Genomic DNA, 16,608 nt, shown 5'->3' with positions numbered 1-16,608 from the left:
CGGCGTACCACGCCGCGCTGGCTCATTTCTTTGGCTCCCGCCGCGGCTCCCGTCCGCATGGCGCGACGCGTCTCTGCGCAAGCCGATCTTCAGAATTGTAAGTATTTCCAGTCTGCGGTCTGAGGTTTCGTCAGACCATATAAAACATTCAAGTCCCCCGGCGGACTGCCGTAAACGCGGCTATCAGAGCGCCGAAGCAATGGACTTACAACGGTGCCGGAAGCACTCATCAGACCTTTCTGCTGCGACGCAGCCTCTCAAAGCACAGGACATGTATGTTTAAAAAGGGCATTTCCATCAAGGCCCACATCGGCCTCACGATGGCGTTTCTTGCCGCGCTGCTCGTGGCCATCGGTGTTCTCGGTCTTTCCGGCATGGGCCGTTCGAACGAGGCGTACGAGGAGACCTTCACCAACGAGATGCCGAGCGCCGTCGACATCGGCAACGCCGAACTGTATGCGGCCCGCGAGCGTCTCGCGCTCGATCGCGCGGCGTTCATGATCGGCACACCGGAATCCGCACCCACGCTCGAACGCGCGCGAACGATGCGCGCGACGTCCGACATGTGGTGGAAGAAGTACATGGACCTGCCGCGCGAGCCCGAGGAGGACCGCCTCGCGCGCGAAGTGATCGGCAAGCGCGACGCGCTGCACCAGCACGCCGACGCGTTCGCGGCCGTGATCGCGGCGGGCGACCAGAGCAAGCTGATCGATGGCGCGAAGGGCCTGCAGGCCGCCTACAACGAACTCGCGAATGCCGACGACGTGTTGCGGAAATATCAATTCGATCAGGCTCAGGCCGGCTTCGACCGCGCGCAGTCGGGCTTTCACCTGTTCCGCATGGTCAGCATCGGCGCGCTCGTCGCCGGCGTCCTCGCGGCGCTGCTGTCGTACGTGGCGCTCAGCCGGGCCATCGCACGGCCCCTCGCCGAGGCGCTCGGCCATTTCGACGCGATCGCCGCCGGTGATCTGCGCCGTCAGGTCGTCGTGACCTCGCGCGACGAAATGGGCCAGATGCTGGAAGGCATTGCGAAGATGCAGCGCAGTCTCACCGAAACGGTGCGCGCGGTGCGCGGCGGCAGCGAGTCGATTGCGACCGCGACGCGCGAAATTGCGGCCGGCAACATCGACTTGTCCTCGCGGACGGAGGAACAGGCGTCGGCGCTTCAGGAAACGGCGTCGAGCATGGAAGAATTGACGGGCACCGTGAAGCAGAACGCGGACAACGCGCGTCAGGCCAGCGCGCTCGCGGCCAACGCGTCGGAAATCGCCAACAAGGGCAGCGCGGTGGTCGGCCAGGTGGTCGGCACAATGGGCGAGATCAATCAGAGCTCGGCGAGGATCGCCGACATCATCGCGATCATCGAAGGTATCGCCTTCCAGACCAATATCCTGGCGCTCAACGCAGCCGTGGAGGCCGCACGGGCCGGCGAGGAAGGACGCGGCTTCGCGGTCGTCGCGGGCGAGGTGCGCAGCCTCGCGCAGCGCTCATCGGCGGCGGCCAAGGAGATCAAGGAGCTGATCGACACCTCGGTGGACCGCGTGCAGTCGGGCTCCGCGCTCGTCGACGAAGCCGGGCGCACGATGGGCGAAATCATCAGCGCGGTGCAGCGCGTGACGGACATCATGGGCGAGATCGCAGCGGCGTCGGAAGAACAGAGCGGCGGCATCGACCAGGTGGCACGCGCCGTCACGCAAATGGACGAAGTCACGCAGCAAAACGCCGCGCTCGTCGAGGAAGCGGCGGCGGCTGCGTCGTCGCTGGAAGACCAGGCGGACAAGCTGCGCAGCGCGGTCGCGGTGTTCCAGCTCGGCGACGACCGCAGCAAGGTGGCGGGCGGCGCGTTGCCGACGCCTCGCGTGCAGGCGCCGGCGCGCGTGGCGGCTGCGGCACCTCGCTCCGGTTTTCGCGGTGACTCGCGAGTCGGTTCGCGTGCTGGATCGAATGCCGCAGCGAGTGCCGCCCCGCGAGTGACGGCAGCGACGGCTCAGCCGGTGGCGCCGGTTCATGCGCCGGTTCATGCGCCGGCCGCTCCCGCAGCCGGCGTGGCTGCGGCGGCGCGCGCGCCGGCAAAACCCGCGGTTGTTGCGAGTGCGGGCAACGATCAGGACTGGGAAACGTTCTGACGGAGATTCGCTGCGTGTGTTGCGGGCGCTTTCTGCGAGCTTCTGTCGCAGTTCCGCGCCAGTGGCGGCCGGCGGCAAAAACGCGGTAGCAACGAGCGTTCCTGTCGTCCCGACGCGGGAATGAAGCGTTTAACATCCCGGCCGTCTAATATGGAAGGACCGCGCCTGCTTATGCAGCGCGGTCTTTTTTATGGCGTGCGCATCAAGTCACATTGGCAAAGCAGCGGGTCCCCCGGCGAGCCTCGCGATCCGGTACATTGACGGGCGCGGCGACGGTAAATTCGTAGCCGGATCGCGGCATGTACCCACATAGTGGCAACACGGTGCGGCATCTGACGTCGGCGCCGGGCCGGCCTCGCGCATCGCGTTGCGCACGACCCGGCGGTGGCGAGCGACGGCCAGCCGCCCGGCCGCTTCCTTCAACGCTGCACACTCACGCTTTCATTCACGTTCAATGCGCCAGCCACAAAGGACCGACATGACGCCACACGACCTCGCGCACCGCCTCGTCGAAGCACGCCGGCAGCATCGCCCGATCGACGGGCTGCCCTCCGAACTGATGCCGCCCGACGCCGCCACTGCGTATGCGATCCAGCAGGCCGTCATCACGGGTCTCGCGGATACCACCGGCGCATGGAAGATCGGCGCGAAGGCGCCCGGCGGCCCGACTTCGGGCGCGCCGATTCCGGCTTCGCTCGTGCTGCCTTCGCCGGCGCGTGTCGCACATGGCGATTTCTTCCGCGTGCTGGTGGAACTGGAGGTCGCGTTTCGTTTCGCCGAGGCCATCGAGCCGCGCAGCCGCGCCTATACGCGCGACGAGGTGCTCGGGCTGGTCGGCGTCGTGCTGCCGGCCATCGAGATTGTCGACAGCCGATTCGCCGAATGGCCGAACGTCGCGCCGCTCGCCCAGCTTGCCGACGCGCAAAACAACGGTGCGCTCATTACCGGTCATCCGGTGGCGTATGCGGGGCTCGCGCGCGGCTTCGACTTCGTGTCGCCGGAACTGGAACTGAGCTTCGACGGCCAGTCGCTCGTGCCCGACGCCACCGGCAATCCGGCTGGCGATCCGCGCGAGCTTCTTGTGTGGTTCGTCAACCATTGCGCCGCCATGGGCATCACGATCGAACCGGAATGGACGCTCACCACCGGCTCCTACGTGGGTGCGCACAAGGTGGGCAAGCCGGGCATTGTGCGCGGTCATATCGATGGACTGGGAGAGGTCGAGATCGAACTGACCTGACGGCGCGACACTGTGTCATGTGACACAGTGCGGAGCTTTTCTCGCGCGGTGCTTGTAACGGCGCATTACAAAGGAAGCATCGAACGGCTGCCCACGGGCGGCCGTTTTACATTTCGCGCATGGAAGGCCAGTCCTTAGCCGTATACCCTATTGAACGGATTGCGCGCCGCGCCGTTATCCAGTTAACCGACGCGTTGATGCAAAGCATGTGAAGCGTCGTGCAATGGCAAGGCAGGCGAGAAGATGCGATGGAACGAAACGTCGCGTGCAGGGACGAACGACATGAACATGCAGCACGAAAGTGTGCCGGCGCACCCTGCGTGCAACTTTGCCGATCGACGTGTAACAGATGCGGGGACATGTCGGCCAAACCCATGTCAAAGCGTTAACGGGAAAGGGGGCGAAGGCACGAAAGAGCGCGGACGTAGCGCCTCAATGCGCGATAGGCAGGCGAAACCCGGTGTCGAGGTACGCGACGTGCGTGTGCGCACAGCGCGTGAATGTAGGTGTGGGATGACAGTCGGGTAAGAGATCGTGAAGCAGAGGCGTGAAGCGGCAAAGTAAGCCAGCGAGGGCACCTTCGACGCGCAAGATTGTAGGTCGTCGAAACGGGCTTTCCAAGTGATGAATGTCGGGAGGCGGCTACGGCGCGATTTTCGCAACGTAGTTCGTGAAAAAAAATTTAAAAGGGTTTAGGATGAATTCGAGCGATGTCGTTTCCGAATAGCGCGCCGCGCACGACATCGGTCTAGACTTCGGCGAGGAGGTAGCATGGATATCTACAGCAGTTTCGCGACCCGCTTCGAGAAAACGCGAGAAGATGAACTCTCGCTCGAGGAGTACCTCGCGCTCTGCAAAGACAATCCCGCCGCGTACGCCACGGCTGGCGAACGCATGTTGACGGCAATCGGAGAACCCGAACAGATCGACACTCGCAACGATCCGCGCCTGTCGCGCATCTTCGCGAACAAGGTCATCAAGGTATACCCCGCATTCCGTGAGTTCTACGGAATGGAGGAGGTGATCGAGCAGGTGGTCGCCTACTTCCGGCACTCGGCCCAGGGGCTCGAAGAAAAGAAGCAGATTCTGTATCTGTTGGGCCCGGTCGGCGGCGGTAAATCGTCGATCGCGGAGCGTTTGAAGCAGCTCATGGAGCGCGTGCCTTTCTACGCGATCAAGGGCTCGCCCGTGAACGAATCGCCGCTCGGTCTGTTCGACTACGACGAGGACGGTCCGATCCTCGAAGAGCAATACGGCATACCACGCCGCTACCTCAAAAGCATTCTGAGCCCGTGGGCGGTCAAGCGCCTGCACGAGTACAACGGCGACATCCGCAAATTCCGCGTGGTGCGGCGCTATCCGTCCATTTTGCGGCAGATCGGCATCGCCAAGACCGAGCCGGGCGACGAGAACAATCAGGACATCTCTTCGCTCGTCGGCAAGGTCGACATTCGCAAGCTTGAGCAATATGCGCAGGACGATGCGGACGCCTACAGTTATTCCGGCGGCCTGTGTCTTGCGAATCAGGGCCTGCTCGAATTCGTCGAAATGTTCAAGGCGCCGATCAAGGTGCTGCACCCGCTCCTGACCGCCACGCAGGAAGGCAACTTCAAGGGCACGGAAGGTTTCGGCGCGATTCCGTTCGACGGGGTGATTCTCGCGCACTCGAACGAGTCGGAGTGGAAGGCGTTCCGCAACAACCGCAACAACGAAGCATTGCTCGACCGGATTTTCGTCGTGAAGGTGCCGTACTGCCTGCGTTATTCCGAAGAGATCAAGATCTACGAGAAGCTCCTGCGCAACTCGTCGCTCGCCAATGCGGTATGCGCGCCTGGTACGCTGAAAATGATGGCGCAAATGTCGGTGCTCACGCGCTTGCAGGAGCCTGAGAATTCGAGTCTCTTCTCGAAGATGCAGGTCTACGACGGCGAGAATCTGAAGGACACCGATCCGAAGGCCAAGTCGTATCAGGAGTATCGCGACTTTGCGGGTGTGGACGAGGGAATGACGGGCGTGTCGACGCGTTTCGCGTTCAAGATTCTGTCGCGCGTATTCAACTTCGATTCCACCGAAGTCGCGGCAAATCCGGTGCATCTGATGTACGTGCTCGAACAGCAGATCGAGCGCGAGCAGTTCCCGCCGGAAACCGAGCAGAAGTATCTGTCGTTCATTAAGGACGTGCTGGCGTCGCGTTACGCGGAATTCATCGGCAAGGAGATCCAGACCGCTTACCTCGAGTCGTACTCCGAATATGGGCAGAACATTTTCGATCGCTATGTGACGTATGCGGACTTCTGGATTCAGGACCAGGAATTCCGCGACCACGACACCGGCGAGAGCTTCGACCGCGCGGCGCTCAATGCCGAGCTGGAGAAGATCGAGAAGCCCGCGGGCATCAGCAACCCGAAGGACTTCCGCAACGAGATCGTGAACTTCGTGCTGCGCGCGCGTGCTGCGAATGCAGGGAAGAATCCTGCATGGATCAGCTACGAAAAGCTGCGCGTCGTGATCGAAAAGAAGATGTTCTCCAACACGGAGGAACTGTTGCCGGTCATTTCGTTCAACGCCAAAGGTTCGGCGGAAGAACAGCGCAAGCATGAAGACTTCGTCAATCGCATGGTGGCGAAGGGCTATACGCCGAAGCAGGTGCGCTTGCTATGTGACTGGTATCTGCGCGTGCGCAAGTCGTCATGATCCGCACTGCGTGCCGCTCGCGCGGCCCAGCCGCGCGAGCACCCTGCGAGCCGCAAGCTGCATGGACATAGCATCGGACTAGCAGCGTGCGTCTCGTGCACCCGAAATGCGCGCGGTGGCCTCGCGTAGGAGCAAGCCCAAAGCGCTTGCTGTTACCGGACGCACCGCGTGGGACCGGAGTCGGCGCACCAGCGCTCACTGCGTCCACCTTGGAGACCGGGCGTGCTTCATCAAATCATCGACCGCAGGTTGGCAGGTAAGAACAAAAGCATTGCAAATCGCGAGCGTTTTTTGCGCCGCGTCAAGAACTACATTCGTCGCGCCGTTTCTGAGGCGGTGCGCGACCGCAGCATCAAAGACATTCAGAACACCCAGAGCATCACCATTCCGCGCAAGGATATTGCGGAGCCGTCGTTCCGGCATGGGCCGGGCGGCCGGCGCGAAATGGTGCATCCTGGCAACTCCGACTACATCCGCGGCGACAAAATCCAGCGTCCGCAAGGCGGTGGCGGCGGGGGCGGCGGCAGTCAGGCGAGCAACGAAGGCGAGGGTCAGGACGACTTCGTGTTCGAACTGAGCCGCGAAGAGTTCATGCAGTACTTCTTCGACGACCTCGAACTGCCGCGGCTTGTCAAAACCCATCTGCTGGCCGTGCCGACGTGGAAAAGCATTCGCGCCGGCTGGGCGGCGGAGGGCACGCCGAACAATATCGACGTGGTGCGCTCGCTGCGCAGCGCGCTCGGCCGCCGCATCGCGCTGGGGGCGCCGCTCGTCAACCAGCTCCATGAAATGGAGCGGCAGCTCGAGGCGCTGAAAGCGGACCCCGACGACCGCCGCGACGAAATCAAACTGCTCGAAGACGAAATTCACCATCTGCGCGGGCGCATCTGGCGCATTCCGTTTATCGATCCGTTCGATCTGCGCTACGTGAATCGCGTGAAGCAGCCCACGCCGTCGAGTCAGGCCGTCATGTTCTGTCTGATGGATGTGTCGGGCTCCATGGACGAGCAGCGCAAGGATCTCGCCAAACGCTTTTTCATCCTCCTGTACCTGTTTCTCAAGCGCAACTACGAGAAGATCGAGGTGGTGTTCATTCGCCATCACACGCGCGCGGAGGAAGTGGACGAAGACACGTTCTTCCATTCGACGGAGAGCGGCGGCACGGTCGTCTCGAGCGCGCTCGAACTGATGCAGAAGGTGATGGACGAGCGCTATTCGCCCACTGAATGGAACATTTACGGCGCCCAGGCGTCCGACGGCGACAACTGGACCGACGACTCGCCGAAGTGCCGCAAGATACTCGCGGATGACATCCTCGATAAGGTGCGCTATTTTGCGTATATTCAGGTCACGCCCGAAGAGCAGAACTTATGGCTCGAATATGCGCAACTGGCCTTGAGCCAGCCGCATATGGCAATGAAGAAGGTCGAAACCGCGGCTGACATCTATCCGGTGTTTCGCGAGTTGTTCGAGAAGCAGGTGGCGTCGTCATGACGACAAAGCATTTGCACAACGAAGCGCGCGGCTACCAGCCGGAGCGCGAGAAAGGCGTGCCGCAGCGTGAGTCGGGGCATGCCGAGGCCGCGGCGGACGAATTAGGCGCCGCGCAAGCCGGAGCAGTCGACAACGCAGAAGCACGGGGACACACCGGAACGCCCACCGAGGGGCAAAGGGAAGTCCGTATGAACGTAGCCGATAGACGGCCTCTGCCGTGCCCGTCCGACTGGACGTTCGAGTTGATCGAGGAGTACGACTCGCATATTGCCCGTGTTGCGGAGCAATATGAGCTCGACGTGTATCCCATCCAGCTCGAACTCATCAGCGCTGAACAGATGATGGACGCCTACGCGTCTGTCGGCATGCCGGTCAATTACCGGCACTGGTCGTTCGGCAAGCACTTTCTTGCGACCGAAAAAAGCTACCGTCGTGGGCAGATGGGGCTCGCGTACGAGATCGTGATCAATTCGAACCCCTGCATCGCGTATCTGATGGAAGAAAACACGATGACGATGCAGGCGCTCGTCATCGCGCACGCCGCGTACGGACACAACTCGTTTTTCAAGGGCAACTATCTGTTCCGGCTGTGGACGGATGCGCACGCGATCATCGACTACCTCGTCTACGCGAAGAACTACATCGCCGAGTGCGAGGAGCGCTTCGGGCTCGATCGCGTGGAAGAACTGCTCGATTCGTGCCATGCGCTGATGAACTACGGCGTGGACCGCTACAAGCGTCCGCAAAAGCTCTCGCTCGAAAAGGAATTCGCCGCGCGCCGCGAACGCGAGGCGTATCTGCAGTCGCAGGTGAATGAGTTGTGGCGCACGCTGCCCACGCGGCACACGCCGCTGCCCGAGGAAATCGAAGAGCGCTATCCGCCCGAGCCGCAGGAAAACTTGCTGTATTTCGCGGAAAAAAACGCGCCTTTGCTCGAGCCGTGGGAGCGCGAGGTGATCCGCATTGTGCGAAAAGTGGGGCAGTATTTCTACCCGCAGCGCCAGACCCAGGTGATGAACGAAGGCTGGGCCACGTTCTGGCACTACACGCTGCTCAACACCATGTACAACCAGGGCAAGCTGGAAGACGGCTTCATGATGGAGTTCCTCCATTCGCACAGCAACGTGGTGTACCAGCCGCCCGTCACGAAGCCGTATTACAGCGGCATCAATCCGTACGCGCTCGGTTTTTCGATGATGAGCGACATTCGCCGCATCTGCGAAAACCCCACCGACGAAGACCGCAAGTGGTTCCCGGAGCTGGCGGGCAGCCCGTGGCTTCCGGCCATGCACTACGCAATGCGCAATTTCAAGGACGAGAGTTTCGTCGCGCAGTATCTGTCGCCGCACCTGATCCGCGAAATGCGGCTCTTTTCGGTGCTCGACGACGACATGCGCGACGCGCTCGAAGTCTCCGCGATTCACGACGACAGCGGCTATCAGTATGTGCGTCAGGCGTTGTCGCGGCAGTACGACATGCATCATCGCGAGCCGAACATTCAGGTGTGGGCGGTGAACACGCGCGGCGACCGGAGCCTGACGCTGCGGCACTTCATGAGCGATAACCGCCATCTGTCGTCCGACAGCGACGAGGTGCTCAAGCACATGGCGCGCTTGTGGCAGTTCGACGTGTATCTGGAAAGCGTCGACGAAAACGGCACGGTCAGAAAACGCTACGAATGCCGCTATGTGCCGCCGGCCGTGAGGGCGTGACGGCGTGCCGCCGTAAGAACCGGCCGGCGCCTTGCAGGGCCATCCTCGAAGCATGATCGGGCCCCCGGAAGCGCACGCTTGCGGGGGCTTTTTCATGGCAGGACACGGCAGCCAAGCAGAAGATGTTTTCAGTAATTTTAGCAAAACTGCTGAAAAACGTGGCGTCGGGCCGTTTTTCAGTAAAATATAAAAAATTACTGAAAAAGCCATGTCACCCTTTCCTCTATACGAGCAACACGAGCAGGCCTACTGCTCGCAGTTCGCCAACGTCGAGCAGGCCGCCAGCACCCAGGACAGGGTGCTCATGGGCGCGCCCGGCACGATCATCGAGCACAAGCGCGGCGGCGCTGTCTACTACGCGCGCCAGTACATGGGCCCGGAAGGGCGCCGGCAGGAAGAGAGCCTCGGCGGCCCGCAGGGCGACCCGGAGGTCGATGCGCGCGTGGAGCAGGTGCGCCGGCGCATCGAACTAGGCAAGGATCTGATCGGCCGCATCCGCGATCTGAGCAAGCTCGGCTTCCAGCTCGCGGACAACAAGACCTATGCGACGGTCGGCGTGCTCTATAACTATGGCCTCTTCGAGGCGGGCGCCGTGCTTGTCGGATCGCATGCGTATGCGGTCATCCTGAACTCGCTCGGCATCCGGGCCGTGTCGTACGAGACGGAAGATATCGACATCGCGCGCCGCCATCAGCTCGCGCTGGCCAATCCGCCGCAAGGCGGGCTGCTCGCGATGCTCAAGGAAACCGGCATCAACTTCGTGCCGGTGCCTGCCCTGAAACGCGGCGAACCGTCCACCTCCTACACGGAGGCCGGCAAGTCGCGTTTTCATGTCGATCTGCTGGTTCCTTCGCGCGACGACACATTTCCCACGGTGCCGGTGGCCGAGCTCAACGCCCATGCAACCGGCTTGCCTTACCTCGCGTATCTGCTCGGCAAGGCGCAAACAGGCACGCTCATCTCGCGGCACGGCGCGGTGCCCGTGCGCGTGCCCGAGCCCGCGCGTTTCGCGATCCACAAGCTGCTCGTCTCGCGGCTTCGCACCAATACGCTCGTGAAATCGCAAAAGGACGTGCGTCAGGCGTCGGTGTTGCTGGCCATGCTGGGCGAGCATCGCACGGGGGACATCGAAGACGCCTGCGCGGAACTGCCACGCTCCGCGCGCGCGCTTGTGCGCCGCACGCTGCCCGAGGTCGAGGCGCTGATGCGCGATGCGCATGAAGCCGGTCTCGCGGAACTCGAAAGCGGGCTCCCGGGTTGAACGCGCAGCCGGCCGCAGCGCCGGACACCATCGCTCACAAACTGTCCCAACTTCTGCTTGCGATTCTGTAAAATTCGCGCACGCTGAAAATCGCGTGATGAAGGCGGCGCCACGACCGCCACCTCCGTTCAAGAGACAAGGAAGACACAATATGACCGACCTCACAGACCACAGCGTGGCCTCCGCCCACGACACACGGCGCCGCATTTTTGCGATCGTCGGTGCGTCTTCGGGCAATCTCGTCGAGTGGTTCGATTTTTATGTCTACTCGTTTTGCGCGCTGTACTTCGCGCCCGCGTTTTTCCCGAGCGGCAACACCACCACGCAGTTGCTGAACACCGCCGGCGTGTTTGCGGCGGGCTTCCTGATGCGGCCCATCGGCGGCTGGTTCTTCGGCCGTCTCGCCGACAAACATGGCCGCCGCACCGCGATGATGGTGTCGGTGTTCATGATGTGCGGCGGCTCCCTCGTGATCGCCGTGCTGCCGACCTACGCGCAGATCGGCGCGCTCGCGCCCGCGCTGCTGCTGGTCGCGCGGCTGTTCCAGGGCCTGTCGGTCGGCGGCGAATACGGCACGAGCGCAACCTATATGAGTGAAGTCGCGCTGAAAGGGCGGCGCGGCTTCTTCGCGTCGTTCCAGTACGTGACGCTGATCGGCGGCCAGCTGTGCGCGCTGCTCGTGCTGGTGATCCTGCAGCAGACGCTTTCCAACGCCGAGCTGAAGGCCTGGGGCTGGCGCGTGCCGTTTGTGATCGGCGCGATCGCCGCGCTGGTCGCGCTCTATCTGCGCAAATCGCTCGATGAAACCACCACCGCCGCGACGCGTCAGCGCAAGGAAGCGGGCACGCTGCGCGGCCTGTGGCAGCACCGCGTGGCGTTTCTGACCGTGCTCGGCTTCACGGCCGGCGGCTCGCTGATCTTCTACACGTTCACCACCTACATGCAGAAATATCTGGTGAACACGGCGGGCATGAACGCAAAGACCGCGAGCAACGTGATGACCGGGGCGCTCTTCGTCTACATGCTGATTCAACCGCTGTTCGGCGCGCTGTCGGACCGCATCGGCCGCCGCAATTCGATGCTGTGCTTCGGCCTTCTTGCAACCATCGGCACGGTGCCGCTGCTGCATGCGCTCAAGGACGTGACGAGCCCGTTCGCGGCGTTCGGCCTTGTCGTGGTGGCGCTGGCGATCGTCAGCTTCTATACGTCGATCAGCGGTCTCATCAAGGCCGAAATGTTCCCGCCGGAAGTGCGCGCGCTCGGCGTCGGCCTCTCGTATGCGGTCGCCAATGCGATTTTCGGCGGCTCGGCGGAATATGTGGCGCTGTGGCTCAAGTCGATCGGCAACGAGTCCATGTTCTACTGGTACGTGACGTTCCTCTGCGCGGTGGCGGGCCTTGTCGCACTGCGCATGCGTGACCCGTCGAAAGAGGGATATCTGCGCCACGAACCGTGAGCGCGGGGCGCGCGTGATCACGCTTGATCACGCGTTCATCGCGCGCCGCGTGTGCGGCCTGGCTATGCGTCGCATCTAACACCAGGCGCTGCATAGCCCGTCGGCCTCAGGCCACCACGATCCCGGTGCCGAGCACGTGCAGCAGATCGCGCAGCGCTTCTGCTTGTGCCATTTTCGCGTTGCTGCGCAGGTGAATCTGCACGGCTCGCCCGGCAATCCCGTCGATGGGTTGGGCGAGCCACAACTCCACCGCGAGCCCCAATCCCTCGGGCTGATTCTCGGCGACCGGCTCGATGACGCGCGGCTTGAAACAGGCACTCTCGGACATGGCGACTCACCTCGGCGCTGATGACGTGTCCGGTTCATCGTAATCAGCGGCGCGGGCGAGTCCAAGCAACAAATACGCCTTTGCTAAGCAGAGGATGCTTAGCAGAAAACGCGCTGACGGCCGGTGCCGGCGGCACAGCGCCTTACCCGTTAAAGGGAGTCGGTCGTATCGGCGGCCCATTCTGCGACGAGATCCTTCACTATCGCGCCGGCTTCGCCACTCAGCGGGGCCGTTGCAGTCACACTGGCTGCTACTGTCGTGACGGCCGTGGCCGCCGTCACCGCCGTCACCGCCGTCGCGCTTGCCTCAGGCGACGCGACCGCCATCCCGGCGGCGCGTTCGCGCGCGCTCGCGGCAGCGCGCGAGAGCATCAGCAGATGGTAATAAAGCCGCGCGCTCAGCCCATAGCGATACGCGAACAGATGACCGAGCGCGATCTTAAGACCCAGCCGCGCCTGACGGTTTCTGGCATGCACGGACACGACAATCGGCGCGAGGCGCCGCAGCGCAACCCTGCGCGACGGCTCCAATTGCGGCGGAAGCTTGAGTTTCTTGACGAACGCATAGGCGGCAAGGGTCGCAGCCGCTGCCGTTCCGCGCGTGCTGTGCGAGATCGAACTTGCTGTCTTGCGATACACCGAAACGTAGTCATGCAGATAAAACACCTCGCGCGCCGCGAGGCAGAGTTCCGTGCCGAACACGAAATCGCAGCACGCGCCGTATTGCTCCCCATACCCGATACGCTTGACGAGCCGCGCGTCCGCCATCCAGCCGTTGTTCGGAAACATCTGGATCAAGCCGGTCCTGCCCGGCAGCGGCTGCAGGCCTTCGGCGTCCTTCGTGCGCCTGAACGCCGCGTTGAGCCGCGCACTCGCGTCGAGGTCGATCGCGCCGCTGTGGTCGGCTTCGTACTGGGCGCCGAACGCAGCGTCGAGCCGCGGATGCAGTGTCCACAGCGACAGCAGTTTTTCCACGGCATCGGTGGTGAGGAGGTCGTCGTCGTGAATCAGCAGAATCTTGTCGCCGCGCGCGCGTCCGAACAGACTCGCCACATTGCGCGCCTGGCCGAGCGGCGGCTCGTTCCTCACGTAGCGGATGCGGCGTTCGTTCAACGCCTCTTGATATCTCGACGCCAGAAGCTGCTCGGTGCGCGCGTCGCTCGAATCGTCGCCGATCACGATTTCCACATTGCCGTAGGTCTGTGCGAGACAGGAGTCGATGCACTCGGTGATCAATTCCGGCCGATTGCAGGTCGGCACGCAGATCGACACCTGGGCGGATTCGGCGGAGGGCACGGGGATGGACATGGGCGTCGCCTTTGTTATCTGTTGAAGGGGCGGCAGCCGGTTGCTTGTTCGCATACATCGCTGCAAGCAGAAAAGTAGTGCATCGCGCCGAAAAAATATTCGGTAAAAAAACGGAAAAAATGTCTGCTGTATGAAAGCTGCTGAAAGGGAAAAATTTATGCGGCTTTGCCGGCCAAAACGCAGCAAAGCCGCTTCCAGACACGCGCTTAATTTCAACCGACTGACGGCTCGCCTTCGCCCGGCTTCTGGCCAGGACGGTCGGCCGGCGACTGGTTGCGCCCTTCGTCGCCGCGTGGCGGCAGCTTGCTCTTTTCGTTGTCGCTATGGACTGCGGGATGCGGATGAGCAATGTCGTCCGGCTTTTCGTTGCTCGGCTGCTTGGGCTCGGCCATGGCTTTCTCCTCGTTTGAACACGTTGCTGATGGAGCAAAGCCCGGGCCTGGCGCCTTTATTCGGCCTTTATTTGGCCCTTCATTCGGCCTTTCATTCGGCCTTTTGCCCGTCCTTTCACCCGGCCTGGGCGGAGCCCGTCAGCGAAACGATGAAATCGAGAAAGGCACGCACCTTGGCCGGCGGATGATGCCGCGACGGGTAGAGCGCATACAGCGGGTAGACCTCGTCGCCCCAATCGGGAAAAAGCTCGACCATTTTGCCGCTCCCGAGCAGCGACTCCGCGCCGAGCGCGAGAATCTGCGCGACGCCTTGGCCCGCGGTGCACACGCTGTGCAGCGTGCCCACGTCGTTCACGGTCAGGCGGCCTTGCGGTGTGATGACCATTTTTTTGCGGCCGCGATGAAACTCCCAGCTGAACGGGTAACCGGTGAGCGGATCGCGAAATTTGATGCACGCATGCTGGCCGCTTTCCAGTTCGGCGGGGTTCGCCGGGTGCCCGTGTTTCTTCAGATACGCGGGCGCCGCGACGGTAAGAACGCGCGTGTCCAGCAGCTTGCGCGCGATCAGTGACGACACCGGCGGCTCGCCAAAACGGATCGCGACGTCGAAACCGTCGCTGACCATATCGCCCAGCTGGTCGCGCGTGATCAGTTCGAGCTGCAGATCGGGATGCCTGTCGACAAAGCCGCCCAGCCGCGGCCCGAGCACGAGGCGCGAGAAGAACGGGTCCAGGTTCACACGCAGGCGTCCGCGCACGGCGGTCGCGCCTTGCGCGGCAGATGCCGCGGCTTCCTCGAGCCCGCTCAGAAGCGGCACGATCTGCTCATAGAAGCGCCGGCCTTCGTCGGTGAGCGTGACCGAGCGTGTCGTGCGGTCGAACAGCCGGATGCCGAGCCGCGCCTCGAGCCGCGCCACCGAACGGCTCACGCCCGACTGCGACATGTCGAGCGCTACGCCTGCGGCCGCGAAACTTCCACAGTCGACGATGGCTGTCAGCACGCCCATGCCGTTCAGCATGCGCTCGTCAAATGGCATCGGAGAATCCTTTCTTATGGGTAAACACCGTACATGCTAACGCGAAACGCCGCGCGGCGAGCCCGGCCACGAAGGCTCGTGAGGCGATCATGCGTGGTGCATAGCGAGGCGGCGCAGCAGGGCGTAGCGCCGCCGTTCAAGCGCGTTTTACCGGCGATGCGGGTTCAACGACCGGCGCCCTGGCTCGCGGGCGCTGGCACCGCCGGCGCGCTATCGAGGCGTCGGAACACCCAGGCCGACATCAGCGTGATCGCGCCGACACACACGAAGCTCAGCCGGAAGCCGAGCGCGGCCGAGCCCCATTGCGCGGCGAACAGGTTGACGAGTCCGCCGCCGATCGACACCCCGAGGCCGATCGCCAGCATCTGCACCATTGAAAAGAGGCTGTTGCCGCTGCCGGCGTCCTCATGGGAGAGCCCCTTGAGCGTGACGCTGTTCATGGCCGCGAACTGCATGGAATTCGCCGCGCCGAACACCGCGAGAATCGCGATCTCGACGATGAGCGGCGTGCCGCGCGAGATCGACGCAAACGCCACGATCGACGAGCCGACGACGAGCGTATTCACGAGCAGGAACAGGTCATAGCCGTAGCGCCGCACGAGCGGCGCGATCCAGCGTTTCGCGACGCTGCCGGCGAGCGCCGCGGGCAGCATCATCAGACCCGAATGCAGCGGCGTGTAGCCAAGCTGCAGTTGCAACAGCAACGGCACGAGAAACGGCACCGCGCTTGAGCCAATGCGGCACACCAGGTTGCCGATCAGGCCCACGCTGAAATTCGGCTCGCCGAACAGCGACAGTTTGAAGAGCGGGTCGCGCCGCCGCTTAGCGTGCGGAATGTAGGCGAGCGCGCTCACCGCCGCGAGCGCGAAAAGCGCCGCCGACCACGCCGCCTCGTGCGTCGGCACGGGCGCGTCGACGGCCAGCGAAAATGCGATCATCGAGAGCGACAGCAACCCGCAGCCGACGAAGTCGAACGGCGGCGCCTGCGTCTTGCCGTGCGCCGGCAGGAAGCGCTGCACCGCGTAAAGACCGGCCACGCCGATCGGCACATTGATCAGAAAGATCCAGTGCCACGTGATCGCCTGAACGAACCAGCCGCCGAGCGTCGGCCCCGCGATCGGACCGAGCTGACCGGCGACCGAAATGAACGCGAGTGCGGACACGTAGTGCTCGCCCGATACGCTGCGCAGCACGGCGAGGCGTCCGATCGGCAGCAGCATCGAGCCGCCCACGCCTTGCAGCACGCGCGCGAGCACGAGTTGCCCGAGCGTAGGCGCGCTTGCGCAGCAGATCGAGCCGATCACGAAAATGAGGATGGCGGCGAAATACACGCGCCGCGTGCCGAAGCGATCGGCAAGCCAGCCGGAGGCAGGCGTGAGCATGGCCATCGTCAGCGTGTAGGCGACGACGATCGGCTGCATCGCAAGCGGCGCGACGTGCAGGCTGTGCGCGATGGACGGCAGCGCGGTGTTGACGATCGTCGTGTCGAGCGACTGCATGAAAAAACCGGCGGCGACTATCCACAGCAGCGCGGTGTGCGACGAATCCCTGGACATGTGATG

At 63.1% G+C, this 16,608-nt stretch carries 12 protein-coding genes; 7 read left to right on the top strand and 5 right to left on the bottom strand.

Going from position 1 to position 16,608, the window contains the following annotated elements; all coding sequences use genetic code 11:
* Nucleotides 1-275 precede the first annotated feature (275 nt).
* The 7 genes from HV711_RS21050 (at nt 276) to HV711_RS21020 (ending at nt 11,983) form a co-directional block, all read left to right on the top strand.
* Nucleotides 276-2,126 carry a methyl-accepting chemotaxis protein gene (locus HV711_RS21050; RefSeq protein ID WP_035479779.1) on the top strand — a complete coding sequence of 617 codons (1,851 nt, stop codon included), beginning with the start codon at nt 276-278 and terminating at the stop codon, nt 2,124-2,126.
* A 478-nt stretch (nt 2,127-2,604) separates the two neighbouring features.
* Complete coding sequence (locus HV711_RS21045; protein ID WP_035479782.1) at nt 2,605-3,366, top strand: 2-keto-4-pentenoate hydratase; 762 nt, start codon at nt 2,605-2,607, stop codon at nt 3,364-3,366.
* A 771-nt stretch (nt 3,367-4,137) separates the two neighbouring features.
* Nucleotides 4,138-6,060: a PrkA family serine protein kinase gene (locus HV711_RS21040; protein ID WP_013339422.1), complete on the top strand. Its 1,923-nt coding sequence runs from the start codon at nt 4,138-4,140 to the stop codon at nt 6,058-6,060.
* Nucleotides 6,061-6,282: 222 nt separating this feature from the next.
* Nucleotides 6,283-7,554 carry a YeaH/YhbH family protein gene (locus HV711_RS21035; RefSeq protein ID WP_013588192.1) on the top strand — a complete coding sequence of 424 codons (1,272 nt, stop codon included), beginning with the start codon at nt 6,283-6,285 and terminating at the stop codon, nt 7,552-7,554.
* On the top strand, nt 7,551-9,266 hold the full coding sequence (locus HV711_RS21030) for a SpoVR family protein (RefSeq protein WP_013588193.1): 1,716 nt from the start codon (nt 7,551-7,553) through the stop codon (nt 9,264-9,266). Before HV711_RS21035 ends, HV711_RS21030 begins: the two co-directional genes overlap by 4 nt.
* 208 nt (nt 9,267-9,474) lie before the next feature.
* Nucleotides 9,475-10,527 (top strand): GSU2403 family nucleotidyltransferase fold protein, encoded by a 1,053-nt coding sequence (locus HV711_RS21025; protein ID WP_028362391.1) that lies wholly within the window; start codon nt 9,475-9,477, stop codon nt 10,525-10,527.
* 151 nt (nt 10,528-10,678) lie between these two features.
* Complete coding sequence (locus HV711_RS21020; protein ID WP_015002480.1) at nt 10,679-11,983, top strand: MFS family transporter; 1,305 nt, start codon at nt 10,679-10,681, stop codon at nt 11,981-11,983.
* A 106-nt stretch (nt 11,984-12,089) separates the two neighbouring features.
* Here HV711_RS21020 and HV711_RS21015 read toward each other — a convergent pair whose 3' ends face one another.
* The 5 genes from HV711_RS21015 to HV711_RS20995 all read right to left on the bottom strand — a co-directional run bounded on the left by HV711_RS21015 (nt 12,090) and on the right by HV711_RS20995 (nt 16,602).
* Entirely contained in the window at nt 12,090-12,311 is a 222-nt protein-coding gene (locus HV711_RS21015; RefSeq protein WP_035479785.1) for a hypothetical protein, read from the bottom strand.
* Nucleotides 12,312-12,460: 149 nt separating this feature from the next.
* A complete protein-coding gene (locus HV711_RS21010; protein ID WP_035479786.1) occupies nt 12,461-13,618 on the bottom strand; it encodes a glycosyltransferase family 2 protein in 1,158 nt (385 codons plus the stop codon).
* Nucleotides 13,619-13,830: 212 nt separating this feature from the next.
* A complete protein-coding gene (locus tag HV711_RS21005; RefSeq protein ID WP_013588198.1) occupies nt 13,831-14,010 on the bottom strand; it encodes a hypothetical protein in 180 nt (59 codons plus the stop codon).
* A gap of 115 nt (nt 14,011-14,125) precedes the next feature.
* Nucleotides 14,126-15,046 (bottom strand): LysR family transcriptional regulator, encoded by a 921-nt coding sequence (locus HV711_RS21000; RefSeq protein WP_015002482.1) that lies wholly within the window; start codon nt 15,044-15,046, stop codon nt 14,126-14,128.
* A gap of 164 nt (nt 15,047-15,210) precedes the next feature.
* Complete coding sequence (locus tag HV711_RS20995; protein WP_035479789.1) at nt 15,211-16,602, bottom strand: DHA2 family efflux MFS transporter permease subunit; 1,392 nt, start codon at nt 16,600-16,602, stop codon at nt 15,211-15,213.
* Between the last annotated feature and the right edge of the window lie 6 nt (nt 16,603-16,608).

The sequence above is a fragment of the Paraburkholderia phenoliruptrix genome, from assembly GCF_902859825.1.
GTDB classification, from domain to species: domain Bacteria; phylum Pseudomonadota; class Gammaproteobacteria; order Burkholderiales; family Burkholderiaceae; genus Paraburkholderia; species Paraburkholderia phenoliruptrix.
Note: the sequence above shows the minus strand (reverse complement) of the source record. Positions and strands in the feature narration are given on the sequence as shown.

What these genes read in the sequence shown, in the direction of transcription:
- HV711_RS21050 (WP_035479779.1), top strand. Translation starts at nt 276, where the DNA reads ATGTTTAAAAAGGGCATTTCCATCAAGGCCCACATCGGCCTCACGATG.
- HV711_RS21045 (WP_035479782.1), top strand. Translation starts at nt 2,605, where the DNA reads ATGACGCCACACGACCTCGCGCACCGCCTCGTCGAAGCACGCCGGCAG.
- HV711_RS21040 (WP_013339422.1), top strand. Translation starts at nt 4,138, where the DNA reads ATGGATATCTACAGCAGTTTCGCGACCCGCTTCGAGAAAACGCGAGAA.
- HV711_RS21030 (WP_013588193.1), top strand. Translation starts at nt 7,551, where the DNA reads ATGACGACAAAGCATTTGCACAACGAAGCGCGCGGCTACCAGCCGGAG.
- HV711_RS21025 (WP_028362391.1), top strand. Translation starts at nt 9,475, where the DNA reads ATGTCACCCTTTCCTCTATACGAGCAACACGAGCAGGCCTACTGCTCG.
- HV711_RS21020 (WP_015002480.1), top strand. Translation starts at nt 10,679, where the DNA reads ATGACCGACCTCACAGACCACAGCGTGGCCTCCGCCCACGACACACGG.
- HV711_RS21015 (WP_035479785.1), bottom strand. Translation starts at nt 12,311, where the DNA reads ATGTCCGAGAGTGCCTGTTTCAAGCCGCGCGTCATCGAGCCGGTCGCC.
- HV711_RS21010 (WP_035479786.1), bottom strand. Translation starts at nt 13,618, where the DNA reads ATGTCCATCCCCGTGCCCTCCGCCGAATCCGCCCAGGTGTCGATCTGC.
- HV711_RS21005 (WP_013588198.1), bottom strand. Translation starts at nt 14,010, where the DNA reads ATGGCCGAGCCCAAGCAGCCGAGCAACGAAAAGCCGGACGACATTGCT.
- HV711_RS21000 (WP_015002482.1), bottom strand. Translation starts at nt 15,046, where the DNA reads ATGCCATTTGACGAGCGCATGCTGAACGGCATGGGCGTGCTGACAGCC.
- HV711_RS20995 (WP_035479789.1), bottom strand. Translation starts at nt 16,602, where the DNA reads ATGTCCAGGGATTCGTCGCACACCGCGCTGCTGTGGATAGTCGCCGCC.